This window comes from Anaerococcus sp. Marseille-P3915 (assembly GCF_900258475.1).
GTDB lineage: Bacteria > Bacillota > Clostridia > Tissierellales > Peptoniphilaceae > Anaerococcus > Anaerococcus kampingae.
On sequence record NZ_LT984887.1, the window covers coordinates 168,822 to 184,741 of the forward strand.

General features: G+C 30.8%; 16 protein-coding genes and 3 pseudogenes. All 19 read left to right on the forward strand.

Annotated elements, in window-relative coordinates; genetic code table 11:
- Window positions 1–100 precede the first annotated feature (100 nt).
- The 19 genes and pseudogenes from mobQ (at window position 101) to C8269_RS00815 (ending at window position 15,851) form a co-directional block, all read left to right on the forward strand.
- Window positions 101–1,561: a MobQ family relaxase gene (gene mobQ, locus C8269_RS00725; RefSeq protein WP_106459978.1), complete on the forward strand. Its 1,461-nt coding sequence runs from the start codon at window positions 101–103 to the stop codon at window positions 1,559–1,561.
- An 80-nt stretch (window positions 1,562–1,641) separates the two neighbouring features.
- A complete protein-coding gene (locus C8269_RS00730) occupies window positions 1,642–1,863 on the forward strand; it encodes a helix-turn-helix transcriptional regulator (RefSeq protein ID WP_106459979.1) in 222 nt (73 codons plus the stop codon).
- Window positions 1,850–2,287 (forward strand): hypothetical protein, encoded by a 438-nt coding sequence (locus tag C8269_RS00735; RefSeq protein WP_106459980.1) that lies wholly within the window; start codon window positions 1,850–1,852, stop codon window positions 2,285–2,287. Before C8269_RS00730 ends, C8269_RS00735 begins: the two co-directional genes overlap by 14 nt.
- 128 nt (window positions 2,288–2,415) lie before the next feature.
- Window positions 2,416–3,084 (forward strand): annotated as a pseudogene (locus tag C8269_RS00740) (type IV secretory system conjugative DNA transfer family protein); the annotation flags it as partial.
- Between the two features lie 96 nt (window positions 3,085–3,180).
- Window positions 3,181–4,970: pseudogene (locus tag C8269_RS00745) on the forward strand (DUF4368 domain-containing protein).
- 200 nt (window positions 4,971–5,170) lie between these two features.
- Window positions 5,171–5,881, forward strand: coding sequence for a lantibiotic protection ABC transporter ATP-binding protein (locus C8269_RS00750; RefSeq protein WP_072469671.1), 711 nt, complete (start codon window positions 5,171–5,173; stop codon window positions 5,879–5,881).
- Window positions 5,874–6,623, forward strand: coding sequence for a lantibiotic immunity ABC transporter MutE/EpiE family permease subunit (locus C8269_RS00755; RefSeq protein ID WP_072469670.1), 750 nt, complete (start codon window positions 5,874–5,876; stop codon window positions 6,621–6,623). The genes C8269_RS00750 and C8269_RS00755 overlap by 8 nt, the downstream gene beginning before the upstream one ends.
- Window positions 6,624–6,628: 5 nt before the next feature.
- Entirely contained in the window at window positions 6,629–7,369 is a 741-nt protein-coding gene (locus C8269_RS00760; RefSeq protein WP_072469669.1) for a lantibiotic immunity ABC transporter MutG family permease subunit, read from the forward strand.
- 124 nt (window positions 7,370–7,493) lie between these two features.
- The gene (locus tag C8269_RS00765) at window positions 7,494–8,156 is read left to right on the forward strand and encodes a response regulator transcription factor (protein WP_040397490.1); all 663 of its coding nucleotides are present in this window, start codon (window positions 7,494–7,496) and stop codon (window positions 8,154–8,156) included.
- Complete coding sequence (locus C8269_RS00770; protein WP_072469668.1) at window positions 8,147–9,589, forward strand: sensor histidine kinase; 1,443 nt, start codon at window positions 8,147–8,149, stop codon at window positions 9,587–9,589. The genes C8269_RS00765 and C8269_RS00770 overlap by 10 nt, the downstream gene beginning before the upstream one ends.
- A 310-nt stretch (window positions 9,590–9,899) precedes the next feature.
- Entirely contained in the window at window positions 9,900–10,121 is a 222-nt protein-coding gene (locus tag C8269_RS00775; protein ID WP_002839698.1) for a hypothetical protein, read from the forward strand.
- A gap of 22 nt (window positions 10,122–10,143) precedes the next feature.
- Window positions 10,144–10,233, forward strand: a complete 90-nt coding sequence (locus C8269_RS00780; protein ID WP_232500932.1) for a helix-turn-helix domain-containing protein — start codon at window positions 10,144–10,146, stop codon at window positions 10,231–10,233.
- A 1-nt stretch (window position 10,234) separates the two neighbouring features.
- Window positions 10,235–11,260 carry an alpha/beta fold hydrolase gene (locus C8269_RS00785; RefSeq protein WP_002839676.1) on the forward strand — a complete coding sequence of 342 codons (1,026 nt, stop codon included), beginning with the start codon at window positions 10,235–10,237 and terminating at the stop codon, window positions 11,258–11,260.
- Window positions 11,261–11,336: 76 nt separating this feature from the next.
- Window positions 11,337–11,626 (forward strand): annotated as a pseudogene (locus C8269_RS00790) (DUF3847 domain-containing protein).
- A 241-nt stretch (window positions 11,627–11,867) separates the two neighbouring features.
- Window positions 11,868–12,611, forward strand: coding sequence for an ABC transporter ATP-binding protein (locus C8269_RS00795; RefSeq protein WP_002839679.1), 744 nt, complete (start codon window positions 11,868–11,870; stop codon window positions 12,609–12,611).
- Window positions 12,592–13,317, forward strand: a complete 726-nt coding sequence (locus C8269_RS00800) for an ABC transporter permease (RefSeq protein WP_002839700.1) — start codon at window positions 12,592–12,594, stop codon at window positions 13,315–13,317. The genes C8269_RS00795 and C8269_RS00800 overlap by 20 nt, the downstream gene beginning before the upstream one ends.
- Before the next feature lie 8 nt (window positions 13,318–13,325).
- A complete protein-coding gene (locus C8269_RS00805) occupies window positions 13,326–14,093 on the forward strand; it encodes an ABC transporter permease (protein WP_002839692.1) in 768 nt (255 codons plus the stop codon).
- 11 nt (window positions 14,094–14,104) lie between these two features.
- A complete protein-coding gene (locus C8269_RS00810) occupies window positions 14,105–14,785 on the forward strand; it encodes a response regulator transcription factor (protein WP_002839685.1) in 681 nt (226 codons plus the stop codon).
- Window positions 14,775–15,851 (forward strand): HAMP domain-containing sensor histidine kinase, encoded by a 1,077-nt coding sequence (locus tag C8269_RS00815; protein ID WP_040397482.1) that lies wholly within the window; start codon window positions 14,775–14,777, stop codon window positions 15,849–15,851. The genes C8269_RS00810 and C8269_RS00815 overlap by 11 nt, the downstream gene beginning before the upstream one ends.
- Window positions 15,852–15,920 lie beyond the last annotated feature (69 nt).

The window sequence follows — 15,920 nt, forward strand, 5'->3', positions numbered from 1 at the left end:
TTCCCAAAAGAAATCGGATAAAAAGCTATCCGATTTTTTTAGGAAGTCTTATCTATCGCCACCGTAACCATATCGAAAAATGGAAAGGAGGTTTTTTCTTATGGCGATATATCATCTTTGTATAAAGATTATTTCAAGAGGTAAAGGCAAAAGTGCAGTAGCAGCTTCCGCCTATCGAAGTGGCGAAAAAATAAAAAATGAATACGATGGCGAACTGCATGACTTTACAAGAAAAGGCGGAATAGCACATACTGAAATTCTTTTACCACAAAATGCACCACAGGAATTTTTAGATAGAGGGACATTGTGGAACAGTGTTGAGAAAATAGAAAAAAGTAAAAACTCACAGCTTGCAAGAGAAATTGAAGTAGCCTTACCTAAAGAATTAGACCGAGAGAAACAAATAAATCTTGTACGAGAATATGTAAAAGAAAATTTTGTAAAAGTAGGTATGTGTGCCGACATTGCCCTACATGATAAAAATGATGGAAACCCACATTGTCATATATTACTTACCATGCGACCACTAAACGAAGATACAACATGGGGAGCAAAATCAAAAAAGGAATATATCCTTGATGAAAATGGAGAAAAAGTAAAACTTAAAAATGGTAATTACAAAACAAGAAAGATAAATACAACAGATTGGAACGAGCAAGACAAGGCAGAAGAATGGCGAAAAGCATGGGCAGATATTACAAACAAATATCTTGAAGAAAACAGCATACAGGAGAAAGTAGATCATCGTTCTTATCAAAGACAAGGGATAGAACAAATACCGACCATTCATTTAGGAGTGTCAGCAACCCAAATGGAGAAGAAAGGCATAGCCACAGACAGAGGAAATATCAACCGAGAAATCAAACATCAAAATATGATTTTAAGAGAAATTTCAAGAAGAATAAAGGCATTACTAAATTGGATAAGAGGAATAGGAAAAGAAGAAAAAGCAGAGAGCGAAAATACAAAATCCATCCTCCCACCCAAAGAAAATTTACAATCAATCTTTGAAAATCTTATCCGTAAAAATGCAGATAAGAATAATGCAGACATAGAAAAATATATTGAAAGTTATCAGCTACTCAAAGAGAAAAACATCACTTCATTATCCGAGCTTAAAGAAAATATAGTTATCCTTAGAGATAAGAATTATAAGACAACACGAGCCTTAAAAGATACCGAGAAGAAGATTGATGAAAAAACAAAGCTCATCGACCAATCAGAAAAATATTTGAAGTACAAGGATACCTACAAAGCTTATACCAAGACAAAGAAAAGCAAACAGGGGAATTTTTATAATGAGCATACAGCAGAACTCATTTTATTTGAAAGTGCTAAGAAATATTTGAAAGACCATTTAGGAGAAAGTAAAACCTTAGCCATCAGTAAATGGAAATCAGAAGTTGCCACTTTGAAGAAAGAGAAAAAGAGCCTATACAATCAAATATTAGAGATACGAGAAGAAGTAGCACAGGCAGAAAAAGTTAAAACCTGTATGGAGCAGTTACAGGAGCATTCAAAGGAACTATCACAGGTAAAAAGTAACGAGATAGGGTTATGATTTTTTGTAAAGGAAACTTGACAATATGAAGAAAAGAAGTTACAATTATAATGTAAAGGAAACTTGACAAAAGGAAGGTGGTGTGTTTGAAAAACAATTTAGATGAACTGAGAAAACTGAATGGTTTAACTCAAGAAGAATTTGCAAAAGAATTAAGAGTTTCAAGGCAGACTATTAGTGCGATAGAAAATGGTAAATATAATCCATCTTTAGATTTAGCATTTGAAATAGCACTTTATTTCAACAAGACAATAGAGGAAGTATTTACTTATGAAAAGGAGGAAAATCATGAAAAAAAGTAATCTAATTTATGGTCTAATTTACATTATATTAGCCGGAATATCATTGTATGTAGCTATTGCTTTTGACAATAAGATGTCAGGGATATTTTATGGTATGACAGGTGCTTTGGGAGGTAGTGGCATAGTTACTATAACTCGATATTTTTATTGGCAAAAGAATAAGGAAAAGTATCAACAAAAATTGGAGATTGAAGAAATAGAACAGCAAGATGAACTAAAACAAAAATTGAGGGATAAAGCAGGAAAATATACTTATTGGATTGGAATGTTGATTATAGCTATTTCTATCATGGTGTATTCAATTCTTGGTGTATTAGATATTATGGATACCGAACACATTGTAGTATACTTAGGAGCATATTTAATTAGTCAAATTTGTATAGGAGTAATTGTATTCAACAGCTTATTAAAAAAATATGAATGAGAAATAATAGTCAAGAAAATATGTTTTATGAAAACAGTAAATCAAAAAAGGTTTACTGTTTTTCTTTCACTAAAAGTTAAAATTCCGTATAGGACAAGCGTCCATAAATATAAAAAGGTACTTGACAAAACGCTTCCTGGGGAGAAATCAAGGATATTGCTCCATACATTGACCCTAAGTTTGAAAACAATGTTCTTATAACTAATACCGAAAGACTAACAATGAACTCAAGACCTAAAAACCCTAAATACGCTAGAAATAAAAATGTATTAGTAATAGGTGGTTCTGGATCAGGTAAAACAAGATTTTATGTAAAGCCAAATCTAATGCAAATGCATTCTTCCTATGTAGTAACAGATCCTAAAGGAACACTTGTGTTAGAGTGTGGAAAAATGCTTTATGAAAATGGATATAACATAAAGATATTAAACACAATAAACTTTAAAAAATCTATGAAATACAATCCCTTTGCTTATTTGAGAAGTGAAAAAGATATTTTAAAGCTTGTTCAAACAATTATTGCCAACACCAAGGGAGATGGAGAAAAGGCAGGAGAAGATTTTTGGGTAAAGGCTGAAAAGCTATATTACGCTGCTCTCATCGGTTATATCTATTATGAAGCACCAGAGGAAGAAAAGAACTTTAAGACGCTTTTGGATATGATTGACGCAAGTGAGGTCAGAGAAGATGACGAAACCTATATGAACCCCATTGATAGGCTTTTTGAGGCTCTTGAAAAGAAAGACCCAAGTCATTTTGCAGTTAAGCAATATAAGAAATATAAGCTGGCAGCAGGAGTAATAGAATTAAGGAGAACACTTAATCACTGTTTTAGTGAAATATGTACTTCTTAATTCTTTTTTATTTAAGAAATTAAGAGAAAGGAGGAAAAAGTGAGGAATTTTGAAAAGATAACAGCACTCTATGAGAGATTAAGTCGAGATGATGAACTTGAAGGAGAAAGTAACTCAATCGTTAATCAAAAGAAAATCCTTGAAGAATATGCAAGTAAGAATAATTTAACTAACATCATCCATTTTACAGATGACGGAATAAGCGGGACACAGTTTGATAGACCAGGCTTTATGGATATGATGAATGGAGTAAATACTGGAAATATCGGTTGTATCATCGTAAAGGATATGAGTAGACTCGGCAGAGATTATCTTAAAGTCGGTCAATGTATGGAGATATTAAGACAAAAGGGCGTAAGACTGATTGCTATCAATGACAATGTAGACAGCTTTTACAGAGAAGATGATTTTACCCCTTTTAGAAATATTATGAATGAATGGTATGCAAGAGATACTTCAAGAAAAATACAATCTACATTTAGATCAAAAGGAGAAAGTGGAAAGCATACGGCAAGCACTCCACCTTATGGCTACATCAAAGATGAAAAAGACAAAGATAAGTGGGTTGTAGATGAAAAAGCAGCCGAGATAGTAAGACGAATATTTAATCTTACAATGGACGGAGCAGGACCATACAAAATAGCAAAGATACTGGAAGCAGATAAGATAGATATACCCGCTTATCATCAGCAAAAAATGGGATATGGATTACATCAAAGCAAAAACTTTGAATATCCTTATCGTTGGTGTAGTTCCACAATTGCCAGTATCTTAAAGAAAAAAGAATACTTAGGGCATACAGTTAACTTTAAAACAAGAAAGCATTTCAAGGATAAGAAAAGTAAATATGTATCCGAAGATAAATGGCTCATCTTTGAAAATACTCACGAAGCAATCATAGACCAAGAAACCTTTGATAATGTGCAAAGGATAAGAGGAAATGTAAAAAGGTATCCTGACGGTTGGGGCGAATATCACCCACTGACAGGACTAATGTATTGTGCTGATTGTGGTAGTAAGATGTATGTTCATAGAACAAGCAATTACAAGAATATCCCTTATTACAATTGCAGTAATTATAAGAAAGTACCTTGCGGAACGCTATGTCCATCAGCTCATAGGATAAAAGCAGAAGTAGTCATAAACCTTATCCAAGAAACATTAAAAGATATAAAAAATTATCTTGATGAAGATAATGAAGCCTTTACCCGTTCCATTCAAAATGAAATGGAAGAAAAGGAAAAAGTAGAGATAGAAAAACAAAGAGTAAGGCTAATTAATAATAAGTCGAGGATACAAGAGTTAGAAAGGCTTATGTGCCGTATTTACGAGGATATGATACTAGAAAAAATACCAAGCAGTAGATATGAGATACTTAATAGCCAATACGAAACAGAGCAAAGAGCTCTAAGTAAAGAGATTGGAGACTTAGAACTTGAAATATCAAGATATGAAAATGAAACAGATAGGGTAAGAAAATTCATGTCCCTTATTAGTCGTTATGAAAACTTTGATGATCTAACAAACACAATGATAAATGAGTTTGTAGAGAAGATAATCATTCATGAAAGGGATAGAAAAGGCAGTCAAACATCAAAGCAAAAGATAGAAATATATTTTAACTTCATCGGAAATTATGAAGTTCCAAAAGAAGAATTAAGCGAAGAAGAACGATCAAAACTTGAGGAAGAAGAACGAAAAATTAATGAGAGAAGGGACAGACTTCATCAAAATTATCTAAAGCGTAAAGCAAATGGAAAACAACAGGAGTATGAGGAAAGGTATAAGGCAAGACGAGAGCAGAAAAACAGGAGAATTTAAAGGTTTAGAAAAAAATAGGTATATTAGTCAGCTATTATGAGAAGATTAAAAGTGATACGTTTACTATATAGTTTATATGATGATTATATGTCGAAAAATAAAAGGCTCACTTACTACCTACTATGGAAATTCTTAAATCCTTATAATTTCCTTATTTTTTTCTCCTAAAATTACATACGTAAAGAAATGATAAGGAGGAAAATATACTATGGATGATTTTATATTACAAACTAGAAATCTATCAAAGCAGTTCGGGAAACAAAAAGCGGTGGACTGCGTTAATATCAATGTTCCAAGAGGAAAAATTTATGGATTATTGGGACCAAACGGAGCCGGAAAGTCTACTCTTCTCAAGATGATTTGCGGTATGATTACGCCTACATCTGGTGAAATCATATTCAATAATAATCCTTGGGATCGTTCAAATCTCTCTGAAATTGGTGCATTGATTGAAAATGCACCACTATATCCAAACTTAACTGCCTATGAAAATTGTCGTGTACGATCAATAGCTTTAGGGATTGAAGAAGAGCGAATTCAAGAAGTTTTACAAATTGTAGGTCTTACTAATACAGGTAAAAAACGTACTGGACAATTTTCAATGGGAATGAAGCAGAGATTAGGAATTGCTTTGGCTTTACTTAGTAATCCAAAACTTTTAATTCTAGATGAACCAACTAATGGTCTTGATCCCATTGCAATAAAGGAATTGAGAGAACTTATTAGAGGTTTTTCACAACAAGGAACTACTGTAATTCTGTCTTCTCATATTTTATCTGAAGTCGAACATATTGCAGATCATATTGGAATCATTGCATCAGGACATTTAGGTTATCAAGGTGCATTTGATTCAAAAATGGATTTGGAGCAACTTTTCATGAAAGTTGTTAGTAATCAGCAAGGAGGCTTCAATGAGTAATTCAAATATATTAATGGCCGAATTCTTGAAAACAAAAAGAACTGCAACGAGAAGAATTGCTATTGCTAGCCCTCTTTGCTTAGCACTAATGGCTATTGTTCAACAAGGTTATTTTTCCTTGAATTTATTCAACTGGTACTATGTAGTTTTTTTACCTGCTACATTCGCATTGATCAGTGCAACAGCTGTTAATATAGATAACGGAAAGCACGGACTTCGTGCAATCCGTTGTCTACCTGTTTCTCAAGGAAAAATATGGAGCTCTAAACTTTTGGTTGTATTAGGATATGCTCTTCTTTCCTGTTTTCTATTAAGTGTTGCTGTGGTTTGTATTCCATTTATTTTTAGTTTGTTTGGAATTAATCAAATTAAGCAATTAAGTATTGCTTCGATATTTTTAGGGATTATAGTCGTGTTTATTACAACCATGTGGCAAATCCCTTTTAGCTTTATACTTTCAAAAAAATTAGGGGTGATCTTTTCGGTATTGGTAAATTTAGCTATTTCTTTTTCAGGTGTGTTTTTAGCACTAAAACCATATTGGATGTTTTGCCCATGGGCATGGGTAAATCGTTCCATGATTTCTATTTTAGGGCTTTTACCTAATGGTTTGCCTGTTGAAGAAGATTTGATTTATACACAATCTTATGATGTTTTAATTGCAATTGTTGCATCTGTGGTACTAACGATGGTTTTGTCCATTGTTTCCACCACCCTTTATAAAAAATCAGAAGCGAGGTGATTTTGATGTTGAAATGTTTACATTCGCATATTTATAAAATAGTAAAAAGTCCGCTATTTTATATAACCATTCTTTGGCCAATTATTTGTGTAGGACTTTTTATCTCTTATTATTCCGTTTCTTCATGGAGTATTGAACAAAATATATCTGGATTTTTTCAAGCCTTATCCTTATTTATGGATTGCTTGGTTGTCATGTTGTGTACTGGTATTGTTCAGCAGGAACAACGTGCGGGTTCTTCTTTTAATATTTTATGTGTTGGAAAATCAAGAATTCAAATGCTAATATCACTTGTTATTTTATTGGTTATTATGACAGGTCTTAGTTTGATCATAGCTGTTGCTGGATTTGCTTTGCTATATGGAAAGATGCTTACCATATCCTACGTCTTGGCTACTATTCTTATGCTTATTCCACTTATTTGCCTAGTTTCTATCCATCTATTTATCGCTTTTAAATTTGGTACGTCATGGTCAATAGGTTCTGGAGTAATTTTTATTCTTGTTGGGGCTTTAGGATGTACTGGACTTTTGGATAAGTTTTGGTATTACCTTCCGCCAACATGGGCAGCTAGATTTTCATCTCTAATGATTCTAGATACTTTTCATACAGATTATATTCTTAAGATTGCAGCTGAGCTGAGATATGGTCTATTGATATGTATCATAGTAACCATTGCACTTGTTACTTTAATTCCTATATGGTTTAATAAATGGGATGGTAGAGCCGATAATAGTGATGAATAATATTAAATTATTTAAAAGTTCAAGATCTCCATATCATACTATGATTTTGAATGTTAAGAGTGCTCTAATAATATAAGTACTCTTTTTGGCTCAGACTAGATTTAATGAAAGGAGAGGTGAATATATGGGTCAAAACATACTTGTAGTTGATGACGATGAGCAAATTAGATCTGTTATTGAAACAAGTTTAAAGCGTGCTCAATTCTCTGTATATACTTGTGCCTCAGCAAAAGAAACTTTAAGTTTATCTCTCGATCAATTTGATTTGATGATTTTCGATGTGATGATGCCCGATATAGATGGCTTTGAACTTTGCAGAAATGTCCGTGAAAAAGTAGATTGTCCAATATTATTTCTTACAGCCAAATCCAAAGAAGCAGATGTCGCTGAGGGATTAGCGCTTGGCGGGGACGATTACATTCGCAAGCCTTTCACACCATTGGAATTAGTCAGTCGAGTAAAAGCACATCTAAGAAGGGAAGAGCGTGTTCATCATTCTTACCTATCTTTTGGAGATATTCGTTTTCTCTTGAATGCCAAAGAAATACAAATAAAGGGAGAAACTATCAAGTTCACAAAAATGGAATATGAAATTTGCGAACTCTTAGCTAGACATAAGGGACAAGTTTTTTCACGAGAACATATTCTCGAACAAGTCGGTGGATTTTGGACAGAATCTGAGTCTGCAGCTATAGTTGAACATATAAAAAATATCAGAAAAAAATTTTCAACTTATCAACTTGATCCAATTAAAACAATTTGGGGAGTCGGTTACAAATGGGAATAAAAAATATATATTCTAAGAAAAATACACTAAGGAAAATATTATCTATATATTCCTTAGTGTTCATAGGTATAATTTGTTTTCTTTTTCTTTTATTGGTTATCGGTTTCCACTATGGAGTTAGACATGATTTATATACTTTTGCCAACCACGAAGAAAAACAAGTTGAAATCTTAAGGGAAAAAATCATTTCTAGCCAAAATTTCAACTCAACTTGGGTACCTGATAATATTGGCTACATTCAGCTAAATAATGAAAATGAAGTTATTAATTCAAATATGAAGATAGAGGATCAAGAGAATGCTTTAGACTATTTAGATGGAAAACAAATCCCTTTTTCTAAAGGCTATTTTTCAAAGGTTGTATACAATAATAGAGTCTGCGTATTTAAATACAGGATAGGTGTGTTATATTCTTCAGATTGGGCAAATGCACATCTTCCAAGAGTAGAATCACTTTTTATTTTCATAATTGCTCTTACGCTTCTTATTCCAACCATGTGGTTTGCAAAGTCTGTTACCAGACATATTTATAAAGATGTATTACCGCTACAAAAAGCTCTTGTTTCCATAGGAAATGGAGATCTAAATATACCTGTCCCTTCCTCCCTATCAATATCAGAGTTTAGAGAGCTAGGGAACCTTATGGACCACATGCGTGTTGATCTAAAAGCAACATTAGAAGAACTTTGGAATAGTGAGCATAAAATAAGAGAACAAACAACCCAAATGCTACATGATTATCGTTCTCCGTTGACCGTTGCTCGTGCAAATGCTGAGTTTATGAAAGAAGATCTTAGTCAATTAACTCTATTCCTATCTGACGATGATAAAGAAAAAATGAATGAAAATCTATTGAAATATACCGAATCCATTATTTTTAATTTGAATCGATTGGAAGAGGTAGCAGATAGATTGCAACTACAACTTAGTAATGAAAATAACGACCAACTTGTCAAGGAACCATTGCCATTAGATAGTTTAAATCTCAAAATAAATCAAGAAGGACATATATTAAGTGAGCAATATGGGAATGAGTGGAAAAGCCAATTTCAAGATACAGATGATTATACAACCACAGAGGAAAGTGCAATTCATCAAGCCTTAACTAATATTATTCTTAATGCCTGTGAGCATGGTCATTCACCCCAATCAATTCATCTAACATTTATCGTTTCAAACGGGAAAGCCGAATACAAAATCACAAATTCTGGATCACATTTTTCAGATGCTGCCTTAGTCCACGCAACTGACAAAGGCTTTTCTGAAAAAAAGAATTACACACAAAATATAAAAGGTGTCGGATTGTATTTCACAGCAAGAGTAATACGAGAAAATGGTGGAGAACTATATCTATCTAACACTCCAGAGGGATATGCCTGTGTACAAGTTATAATTCCAGTAGTTAAAAAAGCTAAGGCTTCAAACTCAATATAAGCGATACATTTTCCTGTTATAAAGAATAAATGGTATTAGGCTTATCAATAGTAAAAAAATACTTAATAATGTGGGGGGAACATCGTAGTAAGAATTGAGTTTGGACAATATACAGTATTTTTTGTAGAGATATCTATAGTTTGCAAAATTGAAAAGGCTGTAAAATAAAAATAAACAGGAACAGTTTGATTACAATATTATGAATTAACGTTAGGATAAAAATATTTTTGGTATAATATCTATATACAAACCACGGAGGTTGGCATATGAGGTATTATGAAAGTAAGGAAGAATTAAAAAAGGAGAATTTATGAAAAATACGAGAAAATGCCCAAAGTGTGGAGGAAGTGATATTTTATTTGTGCCAGGATCTGCTGGAGCTTATGGAACTGGAAATAATATTATGACTGGGCATACAATTATGTCGGCAGTGTCTGTTGATAGGTATATTTGTACTGCCTGTGGTTTTAGCGAGGAGTGGATTGACCTTGACTACATGGATAAATTAAAAAAGAAATATGATGAAATTTAATTAAATTTGCAAAAATTCTTATGTGAACTTAGAGTCATTAGAAAAGATTTGCCTGGCATTGGATTGCAGAATTGAAGATGTTATAGAAATTCATAGAAATGAGGTGGAATAAAATGAAGAAAATATTTTTTAGAATCTTTTTAATAGTTATTATTTTAGTAGTTTTAGTTTTTATTCTTAGAATATATAATGACTATAAGTATAAAGATACCAATGCTTTGAAATCTCCTGAATATTATAATGATGTTACTAATATAAGTTTATATCCTACAGATATTGACGGAGTTGATGTAACTTATGTAGATGAGGGTAGGATGCAAGGCTTTAGATTTGTACCTAAGGAAAAATCACATAAAGGTCTTGTAATTTGTTTTGGAGGTTCTGAGGGAAGTCCAAATTTTGAAACTGCTAAAAGATTGGCTGAAGAGGGATATGAAACCTTTGCACTATTTATGTTCGGCATGAAAAACCAAGAACAAACTTTGAGAAAAATCCCTTTAGAACAATTTGAAGATGTTATCAATTATATAAATAAAAATATAAAAGACAATAAACCAATAAGCGTTTTGGGAGCGTCAAAAGGTGCAGAATATGCCCTTAATTTGGCTAGCAAATATTCTGAAATAGATAATCTGATTTTAATAGCACCTTCATCTTATAATTTCGCTGGTCTAGATTTTAAAGATTATGGTTCATCATGGACATATAAAGGAAAGGAACTTCCATATATAGATATAAAAAAATCATCATTTAACTCATTTTTAAAAAATATTATTGTTCCGAATATTATTAAAAGTCCTATTAGTTATAAAGAAACTTATAATAGTGCAATAGAAAAAGACTCAACAAGCCAAGAAAAACTAATACCAATAAAAGATGTTGAGGCAAATATATTGATGATCGTGGGCGAGGATGATTTGATGTGGGATAGTTTTGCTATGGCAAATAAAATAAAAGAACAAAACCCTAAGGCAAAGATTTATTCATATAAAGGAGCAGGGCATATATTTGCTAGCAATGGTGTTTTAAATTTAGGAAAAATTAGAATTGCAACAGGTGGGACAACTGAAAGCAATGATAAAGCAGAAAGTGAATCAAGAAAAACTATTGATGCTTTCTTAAAAGAAAACCATAAATAAAAAAATGCTTGGATATTTAAGGACGGTAGAAAATTAAAATCTATCGTCTTTTTTTAATACAAGAAAGGAGTTTTATATGAAAAAATTAGAACAAATAAGACAAGAATCAAAGGAAATAAAAGATAAAATAGATGATACAGAAGAAAGATTAAGGCAACTAAAAAATCAAGAAAAGAAGATGTTAAAACAAGACATAGTGAAAAAAAGAAAAGAAAGAACTCATAGGCTAATAACAAGAGGAGCAATCTTATAAAGCCTTATAGAAAATGCAGAAGAAATATCAGATGAAGAAATAAAAATCTACTAGAAGAAGCAACAAAGACAAAAGAATTTAAAGAAACACTAAAAATAATGAGAGAAAATTAAGAAAAATAAAATAAACAAATCTTTTTATTAAGAATAACAATAGCAGGACTTGTAATAATGCCATTGCAATAGCTATGGCTTGTGAAGATAATGGTACGAGTTTCGTATTCATTAATATGAAATTTAAAGACCAATTAAAATAATATTACTGATTGTTATTCAATTATCAGTTAAAAATTATGTTGTTTTTATAGTTTTGTTATATTTACCTCTTATAATAGAATCATCAAAGGAGGAAATTATGTCCGAAAAAGTACTTGAAATAAAAAATTTATGTAAATCTTATGGTAAAAGAAAGATTATAAATGATCTGAATATGACTGTGTTTAAAGGAGATGTTTATGGTTTTCTTGGAGCAAATGGAGAGGGGAAAACAACTACTATTAGAATGATTACATCATTAATTAGGTCTGATTCTGGAGAAATTTTAATAAATGAAAAATCTGTAATAAAAAATAGAGATCAAGCAATTAAAAACATAGGTGCTATGGTAGAAGCTCCTAAGTTTTATGAAAATCTATCTGGATATGAAAATTTAAAATTGATGGCAAAACTAATTGATGGTACAAGTGATAAAGATATTGATAAATTACTTGAATTAGTAGGTTTAAAAGATAGAGGCAAAGATAAATTTGCCTCATACTCCATGGGTATGAAACAAAGACTTGGCATTGCTAATGCCTTATTAGGCAATCCAGATTTAATAATTTTAGATGAACCTACAAATGGACTAGATCCGTATGGAATGAGAGATATAAATGAACTTATAGTATCTTTGGCAAAAACTTCTAATAAAACGTTTATAATATCATCTCATCTTCTCCATGAAATGGAAGGTATTTGCAATAGAGTCGGAATTTTACATGACGGGAAATTATGTATAGAAGGTGATGTAAAAAAATTAGTTTCAGGAAATAATGTATCTAATCTTGAAGAACTGTTCTTTGATAAAGTAGGTGGGAAAAATGAAAGCATTAATTATTAATGAATTAGAGAAAATTATTAAATCAAAGATAGGATATGTATTTTTATTGTCAGCTGGACTTTTGATTTGGATGAATATTACCATGTATGATCCAAAAGAAGGCGTTTGGAATATTGATAGTTTTTATACTTTTCCTGCAAGCCTTTTAGATATTTATATGCAAATATTAATATTTTTTATACCAATTTTAGCAAATGCCTTAGTAACTAAGGACCTAGTAGCAGGCACAATGAAATTGAGCATATTGAAAGAACCGTCAAGAATTAAAAATTTAGTCAGCAAACAAATTGCCTTTATAATATTTTGTATAATGGCAACTACAATTTTTGTTCTTTTGTGCTATTTATTTGGAATCCTATATTTTAAAAATATGAGTGATTTATCTTTAATAAGACCAGGATTTACAAAAGCTAGTGATTTAATCTATACATTCTTAACTTATGGGAAGATTCTTTTTCCAACAATTACCTACGGATTATTAAGTATGTCAATAGGATTATTTATAGAAAATGTAAGTCTAGCAAATATCATTTCTATTGTTGGTCTTATATTTTTCTTTAATACAAGTATGGGAGAAAAATTTACAATGATAAAAAATGTGTCTGCTAATGAAATTAGTATTCTAATAATAGCAAGCGGGATATTATTAGCTTTATTTTTAATAATAAGCAATATTTATTTAGAAAAGAAAGATATTTTATACTAGGGTGAGATATGAAAAAGTTTATAGATTTTGAGTTATACAAACAAAGGAAAAATAAATTTTATTATCTATTTTTTCTAATAATTTTAATTTCTCATATAATAAAAGCGAATCAATTTATTCATACAGATATGAATTGGATGTCATTGCCCTTAGTTTCAGTTCCAGATACAGTTTTGTTTTTGGTCTTATTTGTGATTTATATATCCTCAGACTTAACAGCTATAGAGTATGAAAAAGGTCTTATCAAATTACCAATAATGGTAAATGGAGATCGAAAAAAATTTATAAAAGCAAAAATATTAACTATAATCATGTGGCTAATAGCCTTAGTGATTTTTGATATAATTTCATCTTTTTTGGTTGGAAAAATAATGCTTAATGATGGAACAGTTTTGATTTCTGATGGGCAAGCTATTTTGCTTGGAGGAGTAAAGTTAGAGGGAATAAGAGCCTTTGTTAGTGTATTTTTTAGTGAAATTTCTATTATTTTGCCACTAATATGTTTAGCTATGATTATTGTGTATGGTGGTCTTGTTTTAAAAAATGCTTCAAGTGTTATGGGAATGGGATTTTTATATTATATTCTAAGCTTAATAGGTCCTGAAAAATTAAAATATTTATTTTTAGTAAGACATGTTTATAAAATACCATCTCTATTAATCAAAGGGGAATTTGGTATTGAACTTAGCTTGTATATTTCAATATCTTTAATAGGTATATTAATCTTATATTTTGTCAATATTTCCTATTTTAAAAGGGTAGAAATATTAAAATAGGAGAAGATAGGATGAGTAGAATTTTAATCGTAGAAGATGAACTTGACTTGGCAAATATAATAAAAGATTATCTAGTAAAAGAGCTATATGAGGTAGAAATTTGTACAGAAGGTGATAAGGCAATAGAAATTTTTGATAAATTTAAGCCATCCTTAGTAATATTAGATTTAATGCTTCCAGGTATGAATGGTTATGAAATCTGCCAAAATATAAGAATAAAATCTACAATACCGATTTTGATTCTGTCAGCAAAAATTGATGAATTTGATAAGGTAAAGGGACTTAATCTTGGAGCAGATGATTATATTACCAAACCCTTTAGACCAAGAGAATTACTTGCAAGAGTTAATGCTCAACTAAGAAGAAGCCAAGTTTTCAATAAGGAAAATCTTGAAATAATAGACATAGAAAATATCAGAATATATACTAAAGAATATAAGGTAGAAAAAAATGGTAGGGATCTTGACTTAAGTAGAAATGAATTTGAACTTTTGGTATTTTTATCTAAAAATCCAAAACAAGTTTTTAGTCGAGAACAACTATATGAGAGAATCTGGGGCTTCGATAGTTATGGAGATTTAAATACTGTAACCGTTACTATAAACAGACTCCGCCAAAAAATCGAAGATAATCCAAAGAATCCAAAGTATATATTAACAGTTTGGGGAGTAGGTTATAAATTTGAAATCTAAATCACTTAAAAAAAACTTAATAGTATTTGTCATATCAATCATTCTAATACCAATTTTATTTTTGTTGGTCTTAGGAATACCAGAAAAAGAACCTAAAAGTCTTTTGTTATCTTTAACATCAATTTCTATATTAATAGCTATAGTAATTGTCATTATATCGACTATATTTTTAGCTTACGTCGATAAGATTATTATAAAGCCTATATATGATTTGCTAGATAATTTTAAAAAGCTATCTAAAGGGGAATATGATTTATATATAGAAAATGATAGGGTGGATGAAATAGGAGAATTATTAGATAATTTTAATAAAATGGTAGCGTCCTTAAAATCATATAGGGAAAGAGAAAATAAAGCAAAAGAAGAAAGAGAAGAGCTGATAGCCTCTATAAGCCATGATTTATCAACTCCCTTATCTGTAATACAAGCCCACATAGATGGAATAAGTGACGGAGTTGCTGATAGCCAAGAAAAAAAAGACGAATATATAAGGATAATAAACAAAAAGATCAAACAATTGAATAATCGAATCAAACAACTAAAAGACTATTCATTACTTGATATATATGACAAAAAAATAAATCATATCAAAGCTAGAGAATCTTTAGATAGAATTGTAGATGAATTAAATAGATCATTTACAATTGAAATAGAAAATTTATTTTATCAAAATAATATAAAAGAAAGTACAGTGATAGGTTTATCTGACAGGATGCTCGAAATCATATTAGAAAATCTGTTTTCAAATTCTATAAAATATAGAGGGGAAAACCCATTGGAAATTGATATAATTGCAAAAGAAAACCTAGATACTGTTATAATAGAATTTAAAGACAATGGAAAGGGCATAGAGAAATCTGAATTAGATAAAATATTTAATCCATTGTACACAGTGGATAAAGCTAGGACGACTGATAAAGAATCAATGGGATTAGGCTTATCAATAGTAAAAAAAATACTTAATAATGTGGGAGGAGACATAGGAGCAACAAGTGAGTTTGGACAATATACAGTATTTTTTATAGAGATACCTATAGCTTGCAAAATTGAAAAGGGTGTAAAATAAAAATAAATAGGAGAAATAACCTAGGCGATAGAAATTAAAAACTCTATCGTCTTTTTTTAATACAAGAAA

What these genes read in the sequence shown, in the direction of transcription:
- mobQ (WP_106459978.1), top strand. Translation starts at nt 101, where the DNA reads ATGGCGATATATCATCTTTGTATAAAGATTATTTCAAGAGGTAAAGGC.
- C8269_RS00735 (WP_106459980.1), top strand. Translation starts at nt 1,850, where the DNA reads ATGAAAAAAAGTAATCTAATTTATGGTCTAATTTACATTATATTAGCC.
- C8269_RS00750 (WP_072469671.1), top strand. Translation starts at nt 5,171, where the DNA reads ATGGATGATTTTATATTACAAACTAGAAATCTATCAAAGCAGTTCGGG.
- C8269_RS00755 (WP_072469670.1), top strand. Translation starts at nt 5,874, where the DNA reads ATGAGTAATTCAAATATATTAATGGCCGAATTCTTGAAAACAAAAAGA.
- C8269_RS00760 (WP_072469669.1), top strand. Translation starts at nt 6,629, where the DNA reads ATGTTGAAATGTTTACATTCGCATATTTATAAAATAGTAAAAAGTCCG.
- C8269_RS00765 (WP_040397490.1), top strand. Translation starts at nt 7,494, where the DNA reads ATGGGTCAAAACATACTTGTAGTTGATGACGATGAGCAAATTAGATCT.
- C8269_RS00770 (WP_072469668.1), top strand. Translation starts at nt 8,147, where the DNA reads ATGGGAATAAAAAATATATATTCTAAGAAAAATACACTAAGGAAAATA.
- C8269_RS00775 (WP_002839698.1), top strand. Translation starts at nt 9,900, where the DNA reads ATGAAAAATACGAGAAAATGCCCAAAGTGTGGAGGAAGTGATATTTTA.
- C8269_RS00785 (WP_002839676.1), top strand. Translation starts at nt 10,235, where the DNA reads ATGAAGAAAATATTTTTTAGAATCTTTTTAATAGTTATTATTTTAGTA.
- C8269_RS00795 (WP_002839679.1), top strand. Translation starts at nt 11,868, where the DNA reads ATGTCCGAAAAAGTACTTGAAATAAAAAATTTATGTAAATCTTATGGT.
- C8269_RS00800 (WP_002839700.1), top strand. Translation starts at nt 12,592, where the DNA reads ATGAAAGCATTAATTATTAATGAATTAGAGAAAATTATTAAATCAAAG.
- C8269_RS00805 (WP_002839692.1), top strand. Translation starts at nt 13,326, where the DNA reads ATGAAAAAGTTTATAGATTTTGAGTTATACAAACAAAGGAAAAATAAA.
- C8269_RS00810 (WP_002839685.1), top strand. Translation starts at nt 14,105, where the DNA reads ATGAGTAGAATTTTAATCGTAGAAGATGAACTTGACTTGGCAAATATA.